Origin of the sequence: Salmonella sp. HY31, assembly GCF_042604575.1 — a bacterium.
Classification (GTDB): Bacteria; Pseudomonadota; Gammaproteobacteria; order Enterobacterales; family Enterobacteriaceae; genus Salmonella; species Salmonella diarizonae.
On sequence record NZ_CP170479.1, the window covers coordinates 1,744,977 to 1,767,016 of the forward strand.

General features: G+C 52.3%; 26 protein-coding genes and 1 riboswitch. Of the genes, 5 read left to right on the top strand and 21 right to left on the bottom strand.

From position 1 onward, the window contains the following. The first annotated feature begins 81 nt into the window (after window positions 1-81). The 3 genes from sbmC (at window position 82) to ACE15A_RS08060 (ending at window position 2,306) form a co-directional block, all read left to right on the top strand. Entirely contained in the window at window positions 82-549 is a 468-nt protein-coding gene (gene sbmC, locus ACE15A_RS08050; RefSeq protein WP_044135986.1) for a DNA gyrase inhibitor SbmC, read from the top strand. Window positions 550-667: 118 nt separating this feature from the next. Beyond that, complete coding sequence (locus tag ACE15A_RS08055; protein WP_023245849.1) at window positions 668-1,726, top strand: FUSC family protein; 1,059 nt, start codon at window positions 668-670, stop codon at window positions 1,724-1,726. Between the two features lie 244 nt (window positions 1,727-1,970). Next, complete coding sequence (locus tag ACE15A_RS08060; protein ID WP_000450405.1) at window positions 1,971-2,306, top strand: DUF496 family protein; 336 nt, start codon at window positions 1,971-1,973, stop codon at window positions 2,304-2,306. A gap of 33 nt (window positions 2,307-2,339) precedes the next feature. On the opposite strand, the gene pduX is transcribed toward ACE15A_RS08060, so the two are convergent. The 21 genes from pduX to pduA form a co-directional block, all read right to left on the bottom strand. Further along, window positions 2,340-3,206, bottom strand: a complete 867-nt coding sequence (gene pduX, locus ACE15A_RS08065; protein ID WP_129382396.1) for an L-threonine kinase PduX — start codon at window positions 3,204-3,206, stop codon at window positions 2,340-2,342. A gap of 93 nt (window positions 3,207-3,299) precedes the next feature. Continuing rightward, window positions 3,300-4,514 carry a propanediol utilization propionate kinase PduW gene (pduW, locus tag ACE15A_RS08070; protein ID WP_129382397.1) on the bottom strand — a complete coding sequence of 405 codons (1,215 nt, stop codon included), beginning with the start codon at window positions 4,512-4,514 and terminating at the stop codon, window positions 3,300-3,302. Continuing rightward, window positions 4,511-4,951 carry a EutP/PduV family microcompartment system protein gene (gene pduV / locus ACE15A_RS08075; RefSeq protein ID WP_023245846.1) on the bottom strand — a complete coding sequence of 147 codons (441 nt, stop codon included), beginning with the start codon at window positions 4,949-4,951 and terminating at the stop codon, window positions 4,511-4,513. Before pduV ends, pduW begins: the two co-directional genes overlap by 4 nt. A 4-nt stretch (window positions 4,952-4,955) precedes the next feature. Continuing rightward, complete coding sequence (pduU, locus tag ACE15A_RS08080; RefSeq protein ID WP_000402456.1) at window positions 4,956-5,306, bottom strand: propanediol utilization microcompartment protein PduU; 351 nt, start codon at window positions 5,304-5,306, stop codon at window positions 4,956-4,958. Further along, window positions 5,306-5,860 carry a propanediol utilization microcompartment protein PduT gene (gene pduT, locus ACE15A_RS08085; protein WP_046094620.1) on the bottom strand — a complete coding sequence of 185 codons (555 nt, stop codon included), beginning with the start codon at window positions 5,858-5,860 and terminating at the stop codon, window positions 5,306-5,308. The genes pduU and pduT overlap by 1 nt, the downstream gene beginning before the upstream one ends. Before the next feature lie 2 nt (window positions 5,861-5,862). Then, a complete protein-coding gene (locus tag ACE15A_RS08090; RefSeq protein WP_023245843.1) occupies window positions 5,863-7,218 on the bottom strand; it encodes a 4Fe-4S dicluster domain-containing protein in 1,356 nt (451 codons plus the stop codon). After that, the gene (locus tag ACE15A_RS08095) at window positions 7,215-8,327 is read right to left on the bottom strand and encodes a 1-propanol dehydrogenase PduQ (RefSeq protein WP_064055890.1); all 1,113 of its coding nucleotides are present in this window, start codon (window positions 8,325-8,327) and stop codon (window positions 7,215-7,217) included. Before ACE15A_RS08095 ends, ACE15A_RS08090 begins: the two co-directional genes overlap by 4 nt. A gap of 10 nt (window positions 8,328-8,337) precedes the next feature. After that, complete coding sequence (pduP, locus tag ACE15A_RS08100) at window positions 8,338-9,723, bottom strand: CoA-acylating propionaldehyde dehydrogenase PduP (protein ID WP_023245841.1); 1,386 nt, start codon at window positions 9,721-9,723, stop codon at window positions 8,338-8,340. After that, window positions 9,720-10,727, bottom strand: coding sequence for a two-domain cob(I)yrinic acid a,c-diamide adenosyltransferase PduO (pduO, locus tag ACE15A_RS08105; RefSeq protein WP_053510302.1), 1,008 nt, complete (start codon window positions 10,725-10,727; stop codon window positions 9,720-9,722). Before pduO ends, pduP begins: the two co-directional genes overlap by 4 nt. 8 nt (window positions 10,728-10,735) lie before the next feature. Next, on the bottom strand, window positions 10,736-11,011 hold the full coding sequence (locus ACE15A_RS08110) for a EutN/CcmL family microcompartment protein (protein ID WP_023179480.1): 276 nt from the start codon (window positions 11,009-11,011) through the stop codon (window positions 10,736-10,738). Window positions 11,012-11,014: 3 nt separating this feature from the next. Further along, entirely contained in the window at window positions 11,015-11,506 is a 492-nt protein-coding gene (gene pduM, locus ACE15A_RS08115) for a microcompartment protein PduM (protein ID WP_023245839.1), read from the bottom strand. Next, complete coding sequence (locus ACE15A_RS08120; RefSeq protein ID WP_053510299.1) at window positions 11,503-12,135, bottom strand: phosphate propanoyltransferase; 633 nt, start codon at window positions 12,133-12,135, stop codon at window positions 11,503-11,505. Before ACE15A_RS08120 ends, pduM begins: the two co-directional genes overlap by 4 nt. Next, on the bottom strand, window positions 12,135-12,590 hold the full coding sequence (locus tag ACE15A_RS08125) for a BMC domain-containing protein (RefSeq protein WP_264167659.1): 456 nt from the start codon (window positions 12,588-12,590) through the stop codon (window positions 12,135-12,137). The genes ACE15A_RS08120 and ACE15A_RS08125 overlap by 1 nt, the downstream gene beginning before the upstream one ends. Beyond that, window positions 12,591-12,866 carry a propanediol utilization microcompartment protein PduJ gene (gene pduJ, locus ACE15A_RS08130; protein ID WP_001057756.1) on the bottom strand — a complete coding sequence of 92 codons (276 nt, stop codon included), beginning with the start codon at window positions 12,864-12,866 and terminating at the stop codon, window positions 12,591-12,593. It abuts the gene before it with no gap. Continuing rightward, a complete protein-coding gene (locus ACE15A_RS08135) occupies window positions 12,859-13,236 on the bottom strand; it encodes a glycerol dehydratase reactivase beta/small subunit family protein (protein ID WP_023179472.1) in 378 nt (125 codons plus the stop codon). Before ACE15A_RS08135 ends, pduJ begins: the two co-directional genes overlap by 8 nt. Next, window positions 13,226-15,058, bottom strand: coding sequence for a diol dehydratase reactivase subunit alpha (locus ACE15A_RS08140; RefSeq protein ID WP_053510295.1), 1,833 nt, complete (start codon window positions 15,056-15,058; stop codon window positions 13,226-13,228). The genes ACE15A_RS08135 and ACE15A_RS08140 overlap by 11 nt, the downstream gene beginning before the upstream one ends. A 14-nt stretch (window positions 15,059-15,072) precedes the next feature. After that, window positions 15,073-15,591 carry a propanediol dehydratase small subunit PduE gene (pduE, locus tag ACE15A_RS08145; protein ID WP_053510294.1) on the bottom strand — a complete coding sequence of 173 codons (519 nt, stop codon included), beginning with the start codon at window positions 15,589-15,591 and terminating at the stop codon, window positions 15,073-15,075. A 14-nt stretch (window positions 15,592-15,605) separates the two neighbouring features. Continuing rightward, on the bottom strand, window positions 15,606-16,280 hold the full coding sequence (gene pduD, locus ACE15A_RS08150; protein WP_000405056.1) for a propanediol dehydratase medium subunit PduD: 675 nt from the start codon (window positions 16,278-16,280) through the stop codon (window positions 15,606-15,608). A gap of 10 nt (window positions 16,281-16,290) precedes the next feature. Continuing rightward, on the bottom strand, window positions 16,291-17,955 hold the full coding sequence (pduC, locus tag ACE15A_RS08155; protein WP_001256883.1) for a propanediol dehydratase large subunit PduC: 1,665 nt from the start codon (window positions 17,953-17,955) through the stop codon (window positions 16,291-16,293). A gap of 18 nt (window positions 17,956-17,973) precedes the next feature. Continuing rightward, a complete protein-coding gene (gene pduB, locus ACE15A_RS08160) occupies window positions 17,974-18,786 on the bottom strand; it encodes a propanediol utilization microcompartment protein PduB (RefSeq protein WP_023245833.1) in 813 nt (270 codons plus the stop codon). Beyond that, complete coding sequence (gene pduA, locus ACE15A_RS08165) at window positions 18,783-19,067, bottom strand: propanediol utilization microcompartment protein PduA (RefSeq protein ID WP_001183617.1); 285 nt, start codon at window positions 19,065-19,067, stop codon at window positions 18,783-18,785. The genes pduB and pduA overlap by 4 nt, the downstream gene beginning before the upstream one ends. Before the next feature lie 524 nt (window positions 19,068-19,591). Between pduA and pduF the strand changes: the two genes are divergently transcribed. Both pduF and pocR read left to right on the top strand, forming a co-directional pair. Continuing rightward, on the top strand, window positions 19,592-20,425 hold the full coding sequence (gene pduF / locus ACE15A_RS08170) for a propanediol diffusion facilitator PduF (protein ID WP_023245832.1): 834 nt from the start codon (window positions 19,592-19,594) through the stop codon (window positions 20,423-20,425). 177 nt (window positions 20,426-20,602) lie between these two features. Next, complete coding sequence (gene pocR, locus ACE15A_RS08175) at window positions 20,603-21,514, top strand: regulatory protein PocR (RefSeq protein WP_023245831.1); 912 nt, start codon at window positions 20,603-20,605, stop codon at window positions 21,512-21,514. A gap of 325 nt (window positions 21,515-21,839) precedes the next feature. Beyond that, window positions 21,840-22,015: riboswitch (cobalamin riboswitch) on the top strand. Window positions 22,016-22,040: the final 25 nt, after the last annotated feature.

The window sequence follows — 22,040 nt, forward strand, 5'->3', positions numbered from 1 at the left end:
ACATAATAATCACGTTATCCTTGTGGCGTTGAAAGTTAAAAATTACACTGTATATAAATACAGTGTAATGGTGGAGGCAGCATGGATTACGAAATCAGGCAGGAACAAAAACGTAAGATAGCCGGTTTCCATATGGTCGGCCCATGGGAACAAACCATAAAGCAGGGTTTTGAACAACTGATGATGTGGGTAGACGGAAATCAAATCGTCCCGATCGAATGGATAGCCGTTTACTACGATAATCCGGATGAAGTGCCTGCGGAAAAACTCCGCTGCGATACCGTTGTTTCCGTAGCGGAAAATTTTGTCCTGCCGGACAATAGCGAAGGCGCGATCGTGACTGAAATCGAAGGCGGCGAATACGCAACGGCTGTCGCACGTGTCGAAAATGACGACTTTGCGACGCCGTGGTATCAGTTTTTTGACGCGTTGCTACAGGACAACGCTTATCAGATAGCCGCTGCGCCCTGTTTTGAAACCTATCTGAATAACGGCGCCGAAGACGGGTACTGGGATATTGAAATGTATATTCCGGTACGGCGGAAGTGATCGATTTGTTTTCAACCTGAAAATAGCGGACGGATAATTTGTTCCGTCCGCCTGTGCGCTATTTTTGCTATAAAGCAGGTACAATGCATTTTTTGCCATTCCCGTAAGGAGTGTAAGAGTGCGTGCCGATAAGTCATTAAGCCCCTTTGAAATACGGTTGTACCGTCATTATCGCATCGTGCATGGTATACGTATTGCTCTGGCGTTCATTCTTACCTTTCTGTTGGTTCGTCTGTTTTCTATTCCCGAAGGCACATGGCCGCTTATTACTTTAGTGGTGATTATGGGGCCCATCTCGTTCTGGGGAAATGTAGTGCCTCGCGCTTTTGAGCGCATAGGCGGTACGATTCTGGGCGCTGCGTTGGGGCTGGTGGCGCTACGCCTGGAACTCTTTTCCTTACCGCTGATGCTGGTGTGGTGTGCGGTAGCGATGTTTTTATGCGGGTGGCTGGCCTTAGGGAAAAAACCGTATCAGGCGCTATTGATAGGTATAACGCTTGCGGTTGTTGTCGGCGCTCCCGCTGGCGATATGGATACGGCATTATGGCGTGGCGGGGATGTGATTTTGGGGTCGCTACTGGCGATGTTGTTTACCGGCATCTGGCCCCAGCGCGCCTTTTTGCACTGGCGCATCCAACTGGCGCATTGCGTCACGGCGTATAATCGGGTGTATCAGGCGGCGCTGTCGCCGAATTTGCTGGAGCGCCCCCGGTTGGATAAACATTTGCAACAGTTGCTGAACGATGTCGTCAAAATGCGTGGGCTGATAACGCCCGCCAGTAAAGAAACCCGGATACAAAAATCTATTTTCGAGGCTATTCAGACCATCAACCGTAATCTGGTTTGTATGCTGGAATTACAAATCAATGCCCACTGGGCGACGCGCGCCAGTCATTTTGTGATGCTTAACGCGCACACATTGCGTGAAACCCAGCAGATGACGCAGCAAACCTTGTTAACGATCGCCCACGCGTTGTATGAAGGCAACCCGCAACCGGTACTGGCAAACACTGGTAAACTGAATGATATTGCTGCCGAGTTGCGGCAGCTAATGAACGAGCAGCAGGGCGACGCGGTGGCTGAAACCCCCATCCACGGCTATGTTTGGCTAAGTATGGAAACGGCCCGACAGTTGGAACTGCTTTCGCATTTGATCTGCCGGGCTTTGCGCAAATAAAAAGCAGATGGGGCGAATGAATTCGTTGCTGCTTCGATTCAGCAAAGATTAAGAGTATGATACTAATATAAGGATAAAATGAGTGTTACTGGCAACGATTTTATCCCCGAACGTTCAGGTTTCCCCAGGCGGCGACGTAACGGTGTTTCCTCTGGCGGCTTGAAGTATGACGGGGATAAACGTAATGTTTATCCACTAGCAGTTGCTTAACGAATCCGAATCTCACATTATCAGGGGTGTAAAAATGGAAACAACCAAGCCTTCTTTCCAGGACGTGCTGGAGTTTGTTCGTCTGTTCCGTCGCAAAAATAAACTGCAGCGTGAAATTCAGGACATTGAGAAGAAGATCCGTGACAACCAGAAGCGTGTGCTGCTGCTGGACAACCTGAGCGACTACATCAAGCCAGGTATGAGCGTTGAGGCGATTCAGGGCATCATCGCCAGTATGAAAAGCGACTATGAAGATCGCGTTGATGACTACATCATCAAAAATGCCGAAATCTCCAAAGAGCGTCGCGACATTTCCAAGAAGCTGAAAGCGATGGGCGAAATGAAACACGCCGATGTAAAAGCCGAATAATGCGCTACGGCAGTGGGAGCTTATATCGGGCTCTCACTGCAGTTTAACCCCGCCAGTTACCATCTTGAGTAAATGTTGTTTTGGCCAGTGCCGGGTAAGTTTTTTCTCTGCCAGCTTACTTTTCAGGCGCGCAATGTCATGACGTTTCCGGTCCAGCATCAAACCCACCACGCTACCGCTATGCGCCACATTCAATCCGTATAAATCGCACTCTTCGACCAGCGACAGCAGGGCGGTAAATCCCGGCTTAGGTAGCAGAGTCTGGCTGGCGATAGCGCTAAGCGTAGCCGCCTCACCCAGTCGGAGCGGATTTTGCGTTATACAGGCTTCCTGCACCAGACTCCAGGCCTGCTGCAAGGTTGCTGAACTTGCTAGTAATTTCTGCTGGCGAGGGAGACGGTGATAATCTTGCGTGCGCAGCGTGACCGGGCTTTCCAGCATCAGCAAATCAAGAGGCGGCGGTGGCTCGCAGGCGATTTGCGTGGCCGCATTATTATGATCAAACAGCGTTAACTGATGAAAAACAGTGCTATCGGTAGGTTCGATTGAGACACAAAGCCGAGCAAGGGTAGCTTCATCCAGCGAATGGCCAAGATGATGCGCCGTTGCCACCGCCGTAGCGGCGATATCTGCGGTGCTGCTGGCCATGCCTTTGGCAATGGGAATTGACGAACGCACGTCGACGCGAATCTCGTGACTCCAGTGCGCAGGATACTGCCAGTGCGCCAGAACGCGCTCCACCATCGCCCGCGACAATGGGCGCTCGTTTACCAACGGCGGCGCAGCCGTGACTGCTACGGTGCTGTACCAGTCAACCGGGCAGGAGACCAGTTTCTCACTGTCCAGAATCCATCCCTGGATAAGTTCCCCGCATGAGGCGGGGCATTGCGCAACAGCCACGTTATCACCTTTCAGGTACGAATAGGGTGCGCGCATAGTGTCATGGTAAAGGCGCTATTACCATGACTTGCCGCAATTCGTCGTATAACGCTCTCAGGCTGATACACAAAGCCCTTCCGTGGCCGGTAGCGCAATGCGCATAACGTCTTGTGCGATCATTAACTCTTCGTTGGTGTTGATGACGGCGACTTTCACTAGGGCGTTCTCCGTCTGGATAAATGTCGCATTATACTGATTTTTCTCTTCATCAACGGCTAAGCCTAAAAATTGCAAATTATGGCAAACCGCCGATCTGGCGCGCGCTGAGTTCTCACCAATGCCCCCAGTGAATACCAGCGCATCCAGTCCACCCATTTGCATGATATAACTGCCAATGGTGGCGCGAATGCGTTCGGCAAACAGGGTGAGAGCGAGTTTAGCCTGCCGGTTACCGGTATTGGCTGCCTGTTCGACATCGCGGTAATCAGACGACACGCCAGAAACGCCCAGCAAGCCTGACTCATTATTTAATAACTGATTCAACTGTTGCGGCGTTTTGCTTTCGCGCAGGGCTATCCACGGCAGAATAGAGGGATCAATATCTCCGCTACGGGTGCCCATCATCACGCCTGACTGCGGCGTAAAGCCCATCGACGTATTGACCGAACGCCCGTTTTTGATGGCGCAGACGCTACTACCGTTTCCAAGATGACAACAAATCACCCGTAATGCGCTGAGTGGTACGCCCAGCTTTTCAGCCAGAACGCCGCTGACATACTTATGGCTGGTGCCATGAAAGCCATAACGGCGAATCCCCAGTTCGGCGTAATAACGCCAGGGAAGCGGGTAAATATAGGCGGGTTCATCCAGCGTCTGGTGAAATGCCGTATCAAACACGGCTACGGAAGGGGCATCAGGCAACAGTTGACGAAAAACGTGAATACCCAATGCGTTTACCGGGTTGTGAAGCGGAGCCAGTTCAGCAAGACGTTCGATTTGCGCTAACGTTTCATCCGTGACCAGCGTCGAGTTTTTAAAAAACTCACCGCCGTGCGCCACACGATGGCCCACCCCGTCAATGTCCCGCAGACTGTTAATGATTTGATAACCCAGCAGCTTTTCCAGCAGCAGCGTTACCGCATCGCGATGATCGGCAACGGGGACGGTTTCCTGCCATTTTTGGCTGAGCGTCTTAATTGTCACCTGCGCATCCGCCATTCCAATACGCTCAATCAACCCCTGGCAGCGCATGTCGCCCTGCGGCATCGCCAGTAACTGAAATTTCAGCGATGAGCTGCCCGCGTTAATTGCCATTATGTTGTGCGTCATAAAGATTCCTTAGCATTCAAAAAAGCAGCCATTTCATCAAATCCGGATTTTGTTACCGAGCTGGTGATAAAAACCTGTTGCGCGCCAGCCTGTTCCAGCCAGGTGCGGACACAGGAAATCTGCGGTGGACTGGCTAAATCAGATTTGGTGACGATCCCGATAGTGGGGCGATTCATCGGTGCGGTAAACCCCGGTGAAAAAGGCGACCACGCGGCGTCAGCGTTAAGTACCAGTGCGATAACCTCCGCGTCGCAGGCGCTGGTCAGCAGGGCGCTGTAGAGACAGCGGTTTTCCAGATATTCCCCTGGCGTGTCGATGGCGGCGGGGGACCAGATAATCGTCTGCGTTTTTTGATAATGGAGCGTTTCTCCACGCCAGCACTGCGTTAATGAGGTTTTACCGCACTGCGAAGGGCCAATGAGCATGATGCGTTTCATGGCATTACGTCCGCGTAACGGGGCATGAGGTGAAACGCATCATTTCGCTCAGAGTGCGCGTGACTTGTTTAAGCGCATACTCAACGGCTGAAACATCGCCGGTCAGCACCACTGCGCCCGTGAAACGATCCAGAAAACCGATCTCGACGGCGCCTGATTTTGTAGCGATATCGCAGGCAATGATAGACGCTTCGCTGGGCGTAATCGTTAAAATGCCGATGGCGGCAACCGCATCCGGCAGGCCCAGTTTTTTAAATAAATCCTTACCGGGATTGGCGATCAGATGCGCCAGCGTCACTTGTTTACCGGGGACGTACTCCTGAATCATACGTTCGGTCGTGGTGTGTATTTCCATTATCCCTCCACCATCTGTCGCCACATAGCCTCATGCGGACGTGGGATCACAGAACGGTAAACCAATAGTCCTTTCTCCCCGGCGCTTTCGCTGGCTACCGTCACGGCGTTATTAACATCAGAGATATCACCCGCCACGACCATATAGCACTTCCCGCCAATGCCGAAGGCCATGTGGACGCGTACCAATGTCACACTGGAGGCTTTTACCGCCCGATCGGCGGCGCTGATACAGGCAGCCACGCTCCAGGTTTCAACAATACCAATCGCCTGACGCTGCTCCACGGCGTTTAACCCGCTAATGGCGGGTAAGACGCTGGCATGGATGTTCGCCAGCACCAGGCTGTCGACGAGCATCTCACCTGCCAGAGAGACGCCCGCGGCTATTGCCTGTTGCACTGCGCCGACATCGCCGCCCAGCATCAATAAAAACTTACCCGGACAGATTGTTTTGCTCACCAGGAGCGACACATTGGCGCTTTTTAGCATCGCATCGCCAGCTTCCATTCCTTTGGCGATGCTGGTGAGTTCTAAAATACCTATTGCCTGAGACATAATTAACCTCTTACGACCGTGATGGCCTCATCGGTGATTTCGTGAACGATGCCATCAATACTGGCGTGAATGGGCGCGCCTAATGCGTCTTGCGGGATGTCAGCGATACATTGTCCTCTCACTACGCGATCGCCTTTTTGTACGCAGGGGATCGCGCTGGCGCCGATATGCTGGCGCAGCAGTAATATGACCCTGTCAGGCTGCGGTTCGAACGGGTTGAATGGCGCGTCGTGATACCAGTCGTTTAAACCCAGTTTGGCGATCAGCCGTTTGATGGGAATCAGACGGTACTTCGCCATCTCATCCGCCGGGTGGAGCGGTCCTTCGTAGCGCTGATGCTGCGCCCTGAGTTCGCGCTTAAGCATCCGATTGATGCGAACCGGGGAGATGCCCACCGGGCAGGCGACGCTTTCACAAACGTTACATTCCGAGCAGGTCAGTGCGCTGAGTAAGAGCTGGGGCGTCGCGGCCTGGTGATAATTAACGGCGCGCACCAGCAGATGCGGCGATAGCTCATGACCGATTAAGTGTCTTGGGCAGAGCTCCGTACATAACCGACATTGCTCGCAAACCGTTCTGGCGATCGCGAGAATTGTGCGATCGTCTTGCATCCGACGCGCGATCAAAGGATGCGTTTTTGGCAAGACCAGCAGGCCGCCGGTCGTCCTGGTGACGGGCGCATCCAGAGAAGGGAGCAGATTTCCCATCATCGGACCGCCATTAATAAACCCGGGATTGTCCACCGTTGCGCCACCCGCAAGCGCCAGCACGTCGCGTAACGGCATTCCCAGCGGAACCGTTAATGTCAGCGGCCTTGCGACTGCGCCATTGACCGTTAGCGTTCGGCGAGTAACCGGATACTGCTGTTCAACTGCTCTGGCGATATTCAGTACCGTCTGCACATTGTTCACCACCACGCCAACGCTGACAGGCAGCGCGGCTGGCGGGACGCGACGACCTGTTGCCAGCCATATCGTTAATACTTCATCACCGGCAGGGTAGACATCCGGCAGCATATGCAATCGGATGGCTGGCGTCAGTAACGGCGTCAACGCTTTGATTGCCGTCTGATATTTTTCTTTAAGCGCAATGATGCCCTCACGCGCGCCGGTTGCTCTCATGGCGTACTGCACGCCACGAATCAGCCGTGAAGCTTGTAAGGCCATCAGTTGCTGATCGACTTTGAGCATAGGTTCGCATTCGGCGGCGTTAACCAAAAATGTGTCGACCTGCGCCTGTAATTTTACGTGAGTAGGAAATCCTGCGCCGCCAGCGCCCGTCACGCCAGCGGCGCGCACGCGATCGCGGATAGTTTGCGCGTCGTAATCGGCGAGGTTGACGGTTGAAGCAGTATTCATAACATCGCCTCCAGTAGCTCGCTAATAGCGATGGCATCGGCAGTACGCGGATTGGTTTGCAGCGTGATATCCGCCAGCGCCGCTTCCGCCATAGCAGGGATACGCGGCGTATAAGCTTGTTTTTTATCTTTCAGCGCTTCAGCAAGCGTTGGGATGGCGCACTGCTTTTTGAGCTGTTCAACGCGCTGTGTTAACGCATTGAGGCAAGTCGTTTCGTTAGCGCTTTCCGGGCATAAACGGCAGGCTTTGGCGAGCCTGGCGTATCGCTTCGCCGCGCGTGAGTCGTGTGCATTAAAGCGGATAACGGAGGTAAGCAATAGAGCGTTGGCAAGCCCGTGCGGCAGATGAAACTGTCCGCCTAACTGGTGGGCGATGGCATGGTTTAAACCAAGTCCGGCCTGGCTGAACGCCATACCGGCCAACGTTGACGCATTGTGCATTTTGCCGCGCGTCGCCAGACAGTCGCCTTTATTGACCGCTACGGGAAGATACTGAAAGACGATTTGCGTCGCTTTTTCCGCCAGGGCATCAGTGAAGTCGTTGGCGCGTAGCGAAACATAGGCCTCCAGCGCGTGGGTCAACACATCCATACCCGTATTCGCCGTAATAGTGGCGGGTACGCTGACTACCAGCATCGGATCGAGAATAGCCATATCAGGATAAAGCGAGTTATTAAATAATGGATATTTAATTCCTTTATCAGGATCGCTAATAACACAGGCGCACGTGACTTCAGATCCCGTTCCGCTGGTGGTAGGGATAGCCACGCAGGTTTCAATTTCGATGCCAAATTCTCGGCTGAACCAGACGATAGCTTTTGCGGCATCCAGCGCGGAACCGCCGCCGAAACCAATCACAACATCAGGATTCAGGGACTGCATTTGCGTAATACCCTGTACGACCGTACCGATAGTAGGATCCGGCGTAATGTCGCTAAAAATGCTGAGACGATTATTTGCTGGCAAGGCATTACGCAGCGTATCAAGCAGCGGCGATCGCGCCAGAAAAGCATCACAGATAATCCAGATATGTTTATTCGTAAAACGCTTAAGCGCCTTCAGACTGCCCTGACCGCTATACAGCCTGGTTTGTAGTGAAAAGGTATTCATTACAACCTCGTTAGCGGATAGAAAAGCCGTTAGTGAGTACGCAACGCCGCGAACGGGCGAATGTGCGTGCTGACGTCGTACCTTCTCCGGTCGGCGTGGCGATAGTGAAGGTGGTAAAACCTTCTCCGCCGACGCCGATACCCGCATAAGACGGGCCATTTTTAACGAATATGGAGGTCTGTAAGGTACGCGCCGCCAGATTCAGACGTGACACGTTTTCTGAGTGCATAATCGCGGTATGGTGAAGGCCCGCTTCGACTTTTAGCGCCAACGCCAGCGCGCTATCAAAATCGCTGACTTTCACAATGGGCAGCATGGGCATCAGTTGTTCACACGTGACCCACGGATCTTCGGCATTCACCACCGCGATGAGCAGGCGAGGCGTTTTTGCCGGTGTTGCGATGCCTGATGCTTCCAGTAGCGTCGCCGGGCTCTTACCCACCAGTTTTTTATTCGCATGACCATCCTGTAGACAGACGGTACGTAATTTATCGGTGTCCGACGGGCTGAGAAGCAGCGCGCCAAACGCTTGCATCTGCTGAATCAGGCGTTCTGCAACGCTCTCGACAACAATCAGGCTTTTCTCGGCAATACAGGGCAGATTGTAATCAAAGGCAGCGCCGTTAATGATATCCTCCGCCGCTTTAACCAGATCGGCGGTTTCATCGACGATGCAGGGCGGATTCCCTGCACCAGCGCCAATCACTTTTTTGCCGCTTTTCATGCCCATCGCGACAATACCCGGGCCGCCCGTAATCGCCAGCACGGCGATATCAGGATGCGACATCATCTGCTGTGTCGCTTCAAAGGTAGGTTCTGCCACGGTGACGAGCAGATTACGTATGCCGCAGCAGCGAAAAGCGATCTCTTCGATCATCCCGATCAGCTTGAGCGACACCGATTTTGCGCCGGGATGAGGGCTAAAATAAACGCTGTTTCCCGCCGCCAGCATACTGATACTGTTATTAATAATCGTTTCTGTCGGGTTAGTGCTGGGCGCAACGGAGCCGATAACGCCAAACGGCGAATATTCAAACAGCACCATCCCGCCGTCGCCGGTGAGCGCCGTTGTGGTGAGATCTTCAATACCCGGTGTGTTATCCAGCGCGGCTTTGTTTTTGAGGAGTTTATCTTCTTTATTGCCCATTCCCGTTTCGGCTGCGCTTTCTTCCGCCAGCGAAGCCAGATGCGGCGCCAACTCCGCGCGAATAGCGTGAATAATGGCGCTACGCGTTTTTAGCGGGCATTGTTGGTAGCGTAAGAAAGCCTGATGCGCGGCGCGAATCGCCTCATCAACAGTCTGAAAAATACCGTTTCCTTTAGTTTGCGTTTTTTCCGGCGTTAGCTGTTCGCTTAAAATATTGCGGATCAGCATCTCAAGTTCAGATGTATTCATTGATATGTTCTCACGTCAATCGCCGCAATGGCGGCTTGTGCAATATCCATGTCCTGTTCAACGCTTCCGCCGCTGATACCCAGACCGCCAATCAGTGCGCCGTTACGCCACAATGCAAATCCGCCACCAAAGGTGACGATTTTCCCCTGCATATGGGTGTCCAGACCATAAAGCGCAGCGCCAGGCTGGACGGCGGAGGCGAGTTCATGGGTGGCGGATTTCATGGCCACGGCGGTCCAGGCTTTTTTGGGCGCCAGTTCGCTGCTGACCAGCAACGCGTCGGGCATCCGCCAGGTCACGGTTGGCGTGCCGTTACCATCGACAATGCTGATAACAACCGGAACATGAAGCTCTTCTGCCCGCGCCACGGCGGAGCGAATTAGCTGATGGAGCTCCTGAAACGAAAGGGACATAGAAGATTCCTTAATGGTTGAGGGATAAGTTGAGGCGAGATAACGCCTGGTCACTTCGTTAATAATGTGGCGCTGGCGAGCGTCATGATCTTCTGCGCGCGCCAGTGCGTACAGACAGTCGGACAGACGGTTGATGTAACGCATGAGCACCTGTCTGACGGCGATATCTGCGCTCAACTCCACCAGGCGTCTTTCGGCTCGACGCGTAAGCGTTCGTGCGAAGTGCAGGCGGCTCGCCGCTTCGCAGCGACCCGGTAAAATAAAACTGTGTACAACGGCAACGCGTGACATTGCCGCGTCTATCGTCGCTTCCAGTACGGCAATTTCTTCGGTGCTGATATAACGCTGGCCTGGGTTAGGTTGCTCACTTTCACTGGCCAGTTCGGCGCTAAACCAGAATATTTGCTGCTGGACGGATTCGAGAAAGCGACGATGCTGTGGATGGTGTGTGGCGCACACGCATAAGCTTAACGCGGCATTGAGCTCATCCAGCGTGCCATACGCTTCGACGCGTGGATGCGTTTTACTGACGCGTTGTCCGCTAAATAAAGCCGTAGTACCTGCATCGCCAGTTCGGGTGTAAATCGTCATAGTTCACCTCAACGTGAAAGCGTGTCGACAATACCGACAACTGCGAGATCGATGGCTTCGTTAGGACCGGAAAAAACATGCCTGGCGCTGGAGCCGCTACTAAGCAGAACCAGTTCGCCAACGCCAGCGCCTACGGAGTCAACGGCAACTTCGTCGCCATTCGCTGGCTGTTGCGGAAGGTGTCCGTCAGCACTGACTCTGCGTACCAGTAAGAGCTTTTTCCCGACCAGAGAGGGGGATTTTTGCGTGGAGACCACTGCGCCTGTGACGCGAGCCAGATGCATGATTTACTCCTGCCTAATCAGTTGAATGTTTCGGACGCTGGCCGCTTCGTGGGCCAGTGCGGTAACGATGCATCGGCGACGAAGTACCAGAATCTGGCGCCTTAGTCGGGCAACATCGGCATAACTCAGGAGCTGACCTGAGTGCAGAATGATGGACTGACCATTTTCATCACAGAAGCTCAACGGCAGACGCGCCAGCTTTTTCACCGGTAAGGACGTCAACAAAGAACGGCATAGCGATATTTGTACATTGACCCCCAGCGCAAGTGCGTAGTGGAGCTTTATGGCGGCAATATCGTTGTCGTTTTGTTCGGCAATTCCCCTGAGCAAAGGCAGATCCGCCAGCAAAATGCGCAGATTGCCATACCGGGAAAACAGCGTGCGTGAATCGGCGTCCCGGAGCTGGGCTGTGCTAAGCGCAATATTGCTTTGCGCCCGTCGCTGCAGACGAAAGACGACCTCTTCAGCAATGCGTTGTACTTTGTCTTCGTTCATCGTCGGGCTACCAAAGAAGCGAAAGTATGAGGATCGTCGGCGCCGGCGGCATTAGCTTCATCCGTGTCGATATGCATCTCCAGACGCATATCCGGCGAGACGCGAATTGCGACATTGTCGAAAATAAGCCTGCGTTCGCTGCCTTCAATGGCGACAGAAACGGTATCGCCATGCGCCACGCGGAAGATCAGCGCATCAAGCGGGGACATATGAATGTGGCGTTGAGCGACGATGACCCCGGACGCTAACTCCAGTTCAGCGAACGGGCTTATCAGACGAATGCCCGGGGTTCCTTGCAAATCACCAGACATACGTAGCGGCGCGGTGATACCTAATGTCCTGGCGTCGGTCCGGGATATTTCAACCTGGCTTATGCTTCGCAGCGGGCCCAGCAGTCGAACCTTTTTTAACTGACCTTTAGGGCCAGCCAGCGTGACGGTCTGTTCCGCCGCGTATTGTCCCGGTTGCAGTAGCGCTTTTTTTTCGCGGATGGCCTGTTCGGGGAAAAGTCGCGCGTAATCTGCGGCGCAGAGATGGATATGCCGATTTGAAACGCCGAGCGGAATGGGGCGATTGCGCAGCTCATCCAGCACTTTATGAACCGTGGATTCAAGAAGCGTTTTATCCATTACGCGTCGCCTCGTTTTCCTGAATGCAGACATTGCGTGCGGGGTTCGCCCTTTTGGCGCTTGCAGGCAGGGTCCAGGCATAAATTGCAGCTAATAAGAGGCGATAAATCTGGCAGTTGAGGTTCCTTAATCGGCGTTGCCTGCGCAATGGCGGGAGCGGATTCGGGGATAACGGCTAAAATACCGTCTCCTGGCCTGGCGATCACTTTATGAGCAATCAGACCATGCCGTTGGTCGGCAAAACTTGCGCCGGTGATGATGGCCGCCTGAACGGAGGCCACATCACCGGTGATTTTGATCACCGTCCAGCCTGAGCCGTGAGTTTTTTCGAGGCCCACCAGCGTGATGGAAGCGGCTTTCGCCATGACATCCGCGCAACTGATGGCTAATGCCAGACCACTAACTTCAAGTAATCCCAGTGATTGCTTCACGCTGTGCTCCTTATTTGCTGCCAGTCAGGCGGATTTAGGTAAAATAGCCTCAACGTCGCTATGCGGACGCGGAATAACATGGCAGGATTTCACTTCGCCTACCGCACTTGCCGCGACGCTGCCCGCATCAACGGCTGCTTTCACCGCGCCGACATCGCCGCGAACCATAACGGTGACGAGACCGGAGCCAATTTTTTCATAGCCAACCAGTTGCACATTGGCAGATTTCACCATGGCATCAGCGGCTTCAATGGCGCCGACCAGCCCCTTTGTTTCAACCAGTCCTAGTGCGTTATTCATACTGCTTTTCTCCTGTCGATGATGAGTCACATTCCCTGAAAGGAATGCCTTTAACCAGTCGCGCAGCGTTATTGCCGGTGCATCGCTGAGCGCGGTTGTTTTGGTGATACGTCAGCGTAAAAAGCGGCGCTGATGGGGGAAGATTTTTGTAATGCACTATCAGTTTTTCCCGATCGCAAGCGATGCCGACGAGCAAGGGGGAGCGGCTGGCGGCAAGCCATGCCTGATAGATCACCTCGCCAGCCTCTTGTTCCTGCACAACCCAGGGTATGCCTTCTTCCTCAATACCCAGCAATACGTGTTGCCAGTCGGATATATGGCATCCCAGAGTGGTGATAACGATAGCGGGTAAATTGTGATTACTTTCCATGAGCAAATGCCTTATGCCAGGAGAGAATCAGCCCTGTGGCGACAGCGTTTCTTGGGCCTTCTGTCCCACGAATATTGCCGCGTCCGGCCACCAGACGATAATGCGCCAGCGCGTCAGTAACGAGCTGCGGTACTTCGAAATCAAGCGCCGAACCACCGACCAGGACAACAAACGGAATGTCGCGGATATTGCCCGTTGGGCTGACCTGGCGTAGCGCCCGCAATGCGTTGGTGACAAATACGCGCTCTTTTGCGCTGCGGCGAATAGCGCGCACTTTTTCCAGCGCTATATCTCCCGGAAGCGGCACCAGTTCACCTGGTTTGACGACGCAGACACGAGCGAATACTTCAGGAGGAAGCGGAGCGGGGAAGAACTGAACGCTGCCATCCTCATGGCGAAGGTGAAAAAGACTTTCCACTTTTGCTAACGGGTATTTTTTGATCTCTTCCGCAAGGTAGCGATCATTAAGTCCCAGCTCACGCGCAATAATCATCGTGACCATATCGCCCGCACCAGCGAGATGCGTGGCGATAATTTCACCTTTGGGATTAATGATGGAAGCATCTGTTGAGCCTGCGCCTAAATCCAGAATAGCCAGTGGGCGCGTTGTGCCGGGCGTGGTTAGTGCGCCCAAAATAGCGGCTTCCGCTTCTGCGCCGCCGACCTGGACGTTAATGCTGAGTTTTTGCTCAATCTCACGTGCAATCATGGCCATCTGGAGACGGTCCGATTTCACCATTGAGGCTATGCCTACTGCCTGCTCCAGGGAAAACTCTCCGGCCAGTCCGCCCGTCACGTTCACCGGAACGGAGGTATCAACAGCCAATAAATCCTGGATAAAGATTTCAGCGCTGGGTTTATTGGTCAGTTCCGCCATGGTTTGACGGACATGTTCCAGCATTCCGCCGATGTTGGTGCCAGTTTCACCCGTGACGTTATCAAGACGAGGGCAGTTGCTCACAGCTTTCATAATGGCATCGGCACCGGCGGCGATGTCAACGCGCTGAGTGCGTCCCTGTGAAAGCAGCTCAATATTGCCAGCGGGGATCGCGCGGGCTTTTACATCCCCTGAGGGTGTTTTCACCACCACCGCCGAGCGGTTGCCAATTAGCGCGCGTGCCATCGGCACAATATTTTTGGTCTCTTCCGAATTAAGATTAAAGACGGTAGCAATGCCGTAAGGATTGGACAGCGTTTCGATCACTTTTCCTGGAACGGCAACTTCTATTGCCGCCAGCATTCCCAGTGGAATTCGGTCGATATAACGAACTTCGTCCACGATAGGCAGCGGTTTTTCCAGCCGGTTGCTGACCAGCACGCCATCATCCTGCTGTAAGATAACGCCGGTTAGCTGATAACCGGCGCGCGCAGCGGCATTGATCATGGTCGCGACGTCAGCAAAGTCAAAGGCGGAAGAGACTACCAGAATGTAAGGTTTATCTGCCGGGCAGGTGAGCAGTTCTTGCGGCGTAATCGTTACGCCAACGCCCAAACCCACGCCGCCGGGGGTCTTGGGGTTATGACCGATCATCGTTGATTCGGTGATGATGGTTTCCGTTATGGTCTCCATCGCCACATCGCCGATAACTGGGGTAGCTTCATTGATGCGAATAAGCGAAATATCGCTGATATTGATGCCTGCGTTTTTTGCGGCAAGCGCAAGCGCCTCCTGAATGCCGAACACATTCCGCAATGTGCCTTTGATTCCGGTGGTTTCTGCCAGAGAGCTGCTTTTTATTATCAGCTCGCCTGAATCACTCAACGCTGCCAGTGCGACTTCCGTTGAGGAGTTACCGATATCTATGCCAGCTATATATTGCATATCCGCTCCCGCGCTTAATCGTCGCCTTTGAGTTTTTTGCGTTCGACATACAGCGTGGCGGCTTCACGAACGAAAGTAGCGCATATCTTTGCCTGATAGCGTGATTCCAGATCGTCCGCGATGGCCATCAGCTCTTCTTTTGTGGAGCGATAGGGACGCAGGGCGTTGTAGATTTCCAGAATGCGATCGTCGGGTACGGCGGTTAACTCTGCCGCGCGTTCGAAGTTCATCGCGAGGCGATCGCGTCCGGCATCTTTAGCGATAGCCGCCTGAATACGCAGTGTTTCTGGCGTAATTCGCATATCCTGGGCGGTGACGTTGTCGCTCAGTACGTTTTCCAGCGTGAAATCATCCAGCGTTTTATTGGTGGCGGTTTTTACCCATTCTGGATGTTTATTTGCCAGCGGATAATCGCTGACTTTCGCCGTGTGCGTTGACGTTCCCGCGGCGGCCGACACAGAGGTTTGCCCCTGCAGGCTATTCATGCGGCTTAACACGTCCCGAACCATAGATTCAATTGCTTCGGTATTCATGGAGGTATCCTTTTTTAAAGCGCCACGCGCAGTTCTTGCGGGTTTTTACCCGTCACAACGTATTTCGTTTCTTTAATGTGCAAAATGGCCGATTTTGCCTGGTACTTCGGACGAGCCATTTGATCGTTCAGCGTTGGGACTGGCTGTGGTGATTCGCGTTTTGCGTAGCGCGCGGCGTTCTTACCAATCTGGCGATAGGTCTCCAGCGTCAGAAGCGGTGCCTGTGGAAACAGCTCCAGGTTAGAAAGCGGCGGCAGGCCTTGCTGATGAATAACGGTTGTACCCTTTGACTGAATGCCGATAGAAATACCAGACCCGCTCAGTCGGTTGCCTTCAACGGCTACAAAGGCGACATCGGAAGATTTAAAACAGCGAATGACACGCGCTTTGATACCTTCTTCTTCAATCCCGGCAATGACTTCACGCAGAATGCTTTTATGCGGTAATCCGACAATATTGACGGTCTGTGACAGGCCAAACGCTGGTCCAACGGCAATGACGACTTCATCCTGCTGCGTTCCCTGTTTCGCTTCGCCAATTTCCGTCAAAAAACATTCTCCGCCAGGTGCAGTGGTTTGTGCAGCGGCGGTTGCTGAAGGGGCGTGAAACGAAACCGGCGTGTCGCTGGTTTGCATTTCTGACAGTACGTCTTCGATTATCTGACGCAGCAGTTTTTCATTAATTTCCATTTTTCACCCCTTAGCCAAGTTCGTTGGGATCGAGTGCGCCAGGGATATTTTTAATCTCTTCCCAGCGTTCGCCTTGCAGGCGATAACCTGTTGCCGGTCCGGCATAATCATTAACGTCGTTCACCGCCGAGAGCACTTGTCCACTGCCGACGATAATGGCGGAAGTATGCAGGTAGTCTCCGGTCAGCTTGGCTTTCTGAATGTTGAGCATGTCCTGAGCGACATCCGGGAAGCCGCCTTTGGCAAGCGCTTTCACCACTTCCAGACCGTTACGGTTTTTGTTGATGATGTCCTGCGCGAACTTAATATCTTCAACGATGTTGCGTTCAGGCATATCTTTCGAACCGTGAGCGTAAGTTGCGGCCTCAACCTCTTCATCGGTGATCGGCGGCAACCCCATACCGGCAAAGACGGCCTGTAGCGCGCGGGCAGCTTTATTGCGGATAGCGATAACGTCTTCTTCGCGAACCGGGCGCAGACCGCCGTCGACTTTCAGGTCGCGTTGAATGACGTTGTAATCGTCAAAGTCTTCGGCATCTTCATTAGAGCCGGCGAACATGTTGTCGTAGTTCGGTACCGCGGAATAGCCGGAGGAAATAAAGTCGGTCCCCGGCAGAAACTGCATCAGCAGGCGCGCAGTACGGCGCATATCCGAGTGCGTGAAGGTCTGATCGTTGCTGGAGGCGCATTCCAGATCTAACGACGAGCAGATTAAGTTTTCCGCCAATACGGCGCGGATGCCTGACGGTACCGCGGACGGTACGCCAATACAGCTGACCGATCCGTTTTGCAGCCCCTGAACGCCAGCCGCTTTGGTGATGTAAATGCAGCGCGCTTCCAGATAAAGCATGGATTTGCCTTCGGCATAGCCCATCTGCACTTCTGAGCCGGAGCCGGAGGTAAAGCGCATTTTCAGGCCACGAGAGGCGTAAGAAGAGGCCAAAAAGCCTTTCGACCACGGCGTATCATCGCCATCGGTAAAGACCGGTTCCGTACCGTAAACGGAAATTGTTTCGGCGTAGCAGGTATGGCCCAGCATCCCGAGTTTGAGTTCGGTAGCTTCTTCCAGCGAACACTGGGTCAGTACGCCGGGGCGGCCCACCTGTGAGCCAACAAGAAGGGCAATAGCGTTGAACGGCGCATAACGCGCTACTGCTACCGTTGTCTCCTGTTCATCAAATCCACGCCATGCGCCTTCGGCGGCATCCGCAGCTATCTGTACCGGATTATCTTTGACGTTGGTGACGTGCGCCTGCTGAGAAGGTGTACGACGAGCGCGCATTTTTTGCATCGCCATCATCATCTCAACCACATTCATCTGCGAGACGACTTCGACAATTTTTGCCGGCGTCATGGCGGTAGTGAGTGGAACAATGTCGCTGCGTTTCACATTAGGGTCACACAGCATATTGGCGAGTTTTACGGAGTCCATCGCCATAACTTCTTCCGCTCGCGCCAGATTGATGCCGTAACGGGCAATAAAGTGGTCAATCAGGTCAAAATCACTCACCGGTTTACCGTCTAACTCCGTGACGGCGCCGTTAACGATTTTGATAGACGGTTTTGGGTCGTTCGGGCTTTCCATTGCAATGAAGCCTTCTTCGATCCACTCCTTAACGAAACCGTCCTGGTTTACAGGGCGTTTCGCCAGCGCTTCAAATCTTTTCGATCTCATGAATCAGCCTCACGGATATCAGATATAGGACGGGCGATCGTTTTTCGGTTCGTCACCGAGGGTCGCAAGGACGGTTTTGCCAATTTCACGAGCGGAGATCACGGCCTGACGTACTGCGCCGGAATCGCCGGAAATGACCAGAATCGCTTCGTTGCTAAAGCTGGTGCCGTGTGCCGGAGAGCTATACGCTACGACGTCAACGTTGGCGGATTTCAACGCGGTATCAGCCATCAGTACGCCGACGGAAGCAGGGGCGCCGACAATTACGCCGCAGGCGCGTCCAACTGGCGCGCCAAAGGCTTTTTCAAGCGCATAGCTGGCGCGTGCGGTATATTGCAGCTCGATGTGTCCAGCTTCATTGGCGTAAACATCGCCGAAGGTACGGTCGAGCTCTTTCAGTGCGACTTCGATCCCGCGTTTTACGTCGGAAACGTCGTTTCCGCCTAAAATGATCAGCGATCCGTGACCCGCGCCGCCTTTGGTATCGCGGGGTAGCTCAATACTGACCACCTCAGTGTTAGTCGCTTTGACCGCTTCATCCGCGGCCATAATATGGGGGCCTGCGCCAGTACGGGCGCCAAGAATACCGATGGAGCGGTAGCGTTTTTCGAGTTTCATCGCCTCTAACAAGGCGCTGTCTACATTGGCGATCACCAGACCGATGGTGTCGCCAATCGCGGTACCGACGAATTCCGTTAAACTGCAGCTTTTTTCTGCCATAGCCGTCTCTCGTTTGGGATGGGGGGTATCAGAACTAACCGTTTTTTCCGGCGTCGCCACACGGGCAATCACTTGCGCCATGATCTGTTCCACCAGTTCATTGCTACTCATGGGTTAATTCCTTTTGGTAAGATTTTTTCTACATCGGTATGTGGGCGTGGGATAACGTGTACGGCTTTTACGTCTCCTACATTTCGCGCGGCTGCCGCGCCAGCGTCGGTAGCCGCTTTTACCGCGCCGACGTCGCCGCGAACGATAACCGTTACCAGCCCTGAGCCAATTTTTTCGTAGCCGACCAACATCACATTGGCTGATTTCACCATTGCGTCTGCGGCCTCTATGGCGGCAGTTAAGCCTTTGGTTTCTACCATTCCTAACGCTTCTTGTTGCATAAAGACCTCGCCTGGGTTTTCCCGATAGTGATGACTATAAGAAGATGCGAGGAAAAAGAATGGCTGACTTGCTGTTGAGTATCATAAAATAATGGGGGAGCAATATGATTAAATTGCTTTTTGTTTTTATAACTCATTGATAATTAATGTTTAATATATTATTATTTATATGATTATTTTGCTTTTATTATTTCATTTTTACATTTTTGTTAGTGACGGAAGTATTTTTATTTGATATGGCGAAAGACGCAAAATGTGATGCTTATTCGAACTTGATAAGTTGGCTTGCGCAATATTTTATTATTCTCACAGGCGTATTTTATAGCTCATATTTCCCGTATGACGGGCTGATAAAAATATAGGGAAAGCAAAATTTTGCTATCGCAACACGATTTTTCCGGGAGACAGGTCCGCAGGTTGCCAACAATTTACAGGCGGCACTTTTTATAGTGAGGTTAGCTGTACTCTACCGCCAGCCGAAACTTGCGCTGGTCAGGACACGAACTTTGCTCAGAAGGTGTCACATGAATGATTCTCTAAAAGCGCAATGTGGTGCGGAATTTTTAGGCACCGGACTCTTTTTGTTTTTTGGTATCGGTTGTTTGAGCGCGCTCAAAGTCGCAGGCGCCAGCCTCGGATTATGGGAGATTTGCATTATTTGGGGGCTTGGGATTTCACTGGCCGTTTACCTTACGGCCGGGATCTCCGGCGGACATCTTAATCCTGCGGTGACAATCGCGCTGTGGCTGTTTGCCTGCTTTCCCAGGCAGAAAGTATTGCCTTATATTATTGCCCAGGTTGCCGGCGCTTTTGGTGGCGCTCTGCTGGCGTATGCGCTTTATAGTAGCCTTTTTATTGAATTTGAGACTGCGCATCATATGGTGCGCGGTAGCGTCGAAAGTTTGCAATTAGCCAGCATTTTCAGTACCTATCCGGCCGCAGCGCTAAATGTATGGCAGGCGGCGTTAGTGGAAGTGGTAATTACGTCGATTCTGATGGGCATGATCATGGCATTGACGGATGATGGCAATGGCGTTCCTAAAGGGCCGCTTGCGCCTTTGCTTATTGGGATACTGGTTGCCGTTATCGGCGCGTCTACCGGGCCTCTTACCGGTTTTGCAATGAATCCGGCGCGTGATTTCGGCCCCAAACTGTTCACATGGTTAGCGGGGTGGGGGAACATGGCGATGAGCGGTGGGCGAGAGATCCCTTACTTTATCGTGCCAATTGTCGCGCCTGTTATCGGCGCCTGTGCCGGAGCGGCCATATATCGCTATTTTATTGGTAAGAATTTACCTTGTAATCGCTGTAAACCGGAAGAAAATGCGAACCAGATTCACAGCAATGATGTATCGTAAAAACAGGTGAGATAATTTCGTGATCTGCTTTCACGAACTGATCAAAACGTCTCCCTGCAATGGGAGACTTTTGGTATTGTCATTGTACTTTTTATCAGGGCCAGGATAATGGTAATAAAAAGTGAATGTAAATAATGTGTTTTGTTTATAACAATAAATTAACTGAGGGGTTTTATCATGATTTCTGCGAGCGCTCTGAACTCAGAACTCATTAATAAAATCGCACAGGATTTTGCACAAGCCACCGGTCTGGCGGTTGTGGTTGTCAATATTCATGGTGATGAAATATCTGAGCTATTCAATTTCACGCCGTTTTGTCAGTTGATGCGGCAACATCCCCAGCATAGTACACGTTGTCGTATGAGCGATCGCTGCGGGGGACTGGAGGCATCGAAGTCCGATCAACCCTGTATTTATCGTTGTCATGCCGGGCTAACGGATTTTTCTATTCCGCTGGTAATTGCAGGGCATTTAGTTGGCTTTGTTTTATGCGGACAGGTTCGATTAAGTAATGACGTGGAACTGGTAGACATTCTTAATGTCGACGATCGCTGGCAGGCTGACCCTGAGCTGTTGAATGAATTTCGGAATGTGCCAGAGATGGACTATTCACGAGTTATCGCTTCCGCCGATCTGCTTAAACTGATCGTTGAGAATTGCCTGAAAAAACAACTCAATTTTGTGGTTATCAAAGACAATCCGCAGAAATCGGAAACAAACAAAACCGCTCGTGGCCCCAGCCCGCATGACAGTAAAATGAAAAAAGCGCTTCGCTATATTGATGCGCATTTGTCCGACGATCTTCGTCTGGAGGATGTCGCTTCACATGTCTATCTCAGCCCCTATTATTTCAGTAAGCTATTCAAGAAATATCAGGGGATCGGATTTAATGCGTGGGTGAATCGCCAAAGGATGGTTAGCGCCAGAGAATTGCTTTGCCATAGTGACTGGAGTATTGCCAGTATTGCACGTAATTTAGGCTTTTCGCAAACCAGCTATTTTTGCAAAGTCTTCCGCCAGACCTATCAGGTTACACCGCAGGTTTACCGCCAGCAGATAAATGAGAGTTCTCACCCTCCATCGATATAAGTAGCAATATTTTGCTATTGCCGATTTTTGATAGTGTTTTGTATCTTAATCATTTCAGAAAGAAAATTTATCTGGTGTAACAATAAATTGTCATAGCGCAACAAAATAATAAAATTTAGGGCATAAACTGCACCAGTTTTTATTTTTGTGATGAAGTACAGTGTTAGGAAAGATAAGTTTTATTACGCTTTGTCGACACGTTCTATCGTCAATATACCGGTAAGGATGAGTAGATTAACGTCAGATGAGCAACCGCTCAGGCTATTGCTCACAGAAATGTAAAATGTAGCACATTATTAATTGCCGTTATGGGTGTGCCGTACAGCCATAACGTAAACCAACAGGTTTGCCACATTTGTGGTAGGGAAGGGGGTGAAAATCCCCCGCAGCCCCCGCTGCTGTGATGCTGACGACCCCGTAAAGACCACTGATCGCAAGATTGGGAAGGACGGGCGAGGAGGACGCTAAGCCAGAAGACCTGCCTGTCGGTGATAACCAACAACTTCGGTGGGAAGTGGGTTGCGAA

Bases quoted from the DNA above. Each gene is read 5' to 3' on its own strand.
- sbmC (WP_044135986.1), top strand. From the start codon at position 82: ATGGATTACGAAATCAGGCAGGAACAAAAACGTAAGATAGCCGGTTTC.
- ACE15A_RS08060 (WP_000450405.1), top strand. From the start codon at position 1,971: ATGGAAACAACCAAGCCTTCTTTCCAGGACGTGCTGGAGTTTGTTCGT.
- pduW (WP_129382397.1), bottom strand. From the start codon at position 4,514: ATGACGCACAACATAATGGCAATTAACGCGGGCAGCTCATCGCTGAAA.
- pduV (WP_023245846.1), bottom strand. From the start codon at position 4,951: ATGAAACGCATCATGCTCATTGGCCCTTCGCAGTGCGGTAAAACCTCA.
- pduU (WP_000402456.1), bottom strand. From the start codon at position 5,306: ATGGAAATACACACCACGACCGAACGTATGATTCAGGAGTACGTCCCC.
- pduT (WP_046094620.1), bottom strand. From the start codon at position 5,860: ATGTCTCAGGCAATAGGTATTTTAGAACTCACCAGCATCGCCAAAGGA.
- ACE15A_RS08090 (WP_023245843.1), bottom strand. From the start codon at position 7,218: ATGAATACTGCTTCAACCGTCAACCTCGCCGATTACGACGCGCAAACT.
- ACE15A_RS08095 (WP_064055890.1), bottom strand. From the start codon at position 8,327: ATGAATACCTTTTCACTACAAACCAGGCTGTATAGCGGTCAGGGCAGT.
- pduP (WP_023245841.1), bottom strand. From the start codon at position 9,723: ATGAATACATCTGAACTTGAGATGCTGATCCGCAATATTTTAAGCGAA.
- pduO (WP_053510302.1), bottom strand. From the start codon at position 10,727: ATGACGATTTACACCCGAACTGGCGATGCAGGTACTACGGCTTTATTT.
- ACE15A_RS08110 (WP_023179480.1), bottom strand. From the start codon at position 11,011: ATGCATCTGGCTCGCGTCACAGGCGCAGTGGTCTCCACGCAAAAATCC.
- pduM (WP_023245839.1), bottom strand. From the start codon at position 11,506: ATGAACGAAGACAAAGTACAACGCATTGCTGAAGAGGTCGTCTTTCGT.
- ACE15A_RS08120 (WP_053510299.1), bottom strand. From the start codon at position 12,135: ATGGATAAAACGCTTCTTGAATCCACGGTTCATAAAGTGCTGGATGAG.
- pduJ (WP_001057756.1), bottom strand. From the start codon at position 12,866: ATGAATAACGCACTAGGACTGGTTGAAACAAAGGGGCTGGTCGGCGCC.
- ACE15A_RS08135 (WP_023179472.1), bottom strand. From the start codon at position 13,236: ATGGAAAGTAATCACAATTTACCCGCTATCGTTATCACCACTCTGGGA.
- ACE15A_RS08140 (WP_053510295.1), bottom strand. From the start codon at position 15,058: ATGCAATATATAGCTGGCATAGATATCGGTAACTCCTCAACGGAAGTC.
- pduE (WP_053510294.1), bottom strand. From the start codon at position 15,591: ATGAATACCGAAGCAATTGAATCTATGGTTCGGGACGTGTTAAGCCGC.
- pduD (WP_000405056.1), bottom strand. From the start codon at position 16,280: ATGGAAATTAATGAAAAACTGCTGCGTCAGATAATCGAAGACGTACTG.
- pduC (WP_001256883.1), bottom strand. From the start codon at position 17,955: ATGAGATCGAAAAGATTTGAAGCGCTGGCGAAACGCCCTGTAAACCAG.
- pduB (WP_023245833.1), bottom strand. From the start codon at position 18,786: ATGAGTAGCAATGAACTGGTGGAACAGATCATGGCGCAAGTGATTGCC.
- pduA (WP_001183617.1), bottom strand. From the start codon at position 19,067: ATGCAACAAGAAGCGTTAGGAATGGTAGAAACCAAAGGCTTAACTGCC.
- pduF (WP_023245832.1), top strand. From the start codon at position 19,592: ATGAATGATTCTCTAAAAGCGCAATGTGGTGCGGAATTTTTAGGCACC.
- pocR (WP_023245831.1), top strand. From the start codon at position 20,603: ATGATTTCTGCGAGCGCTCTGAACTCAGAACTCATTAATAAAATCGCA.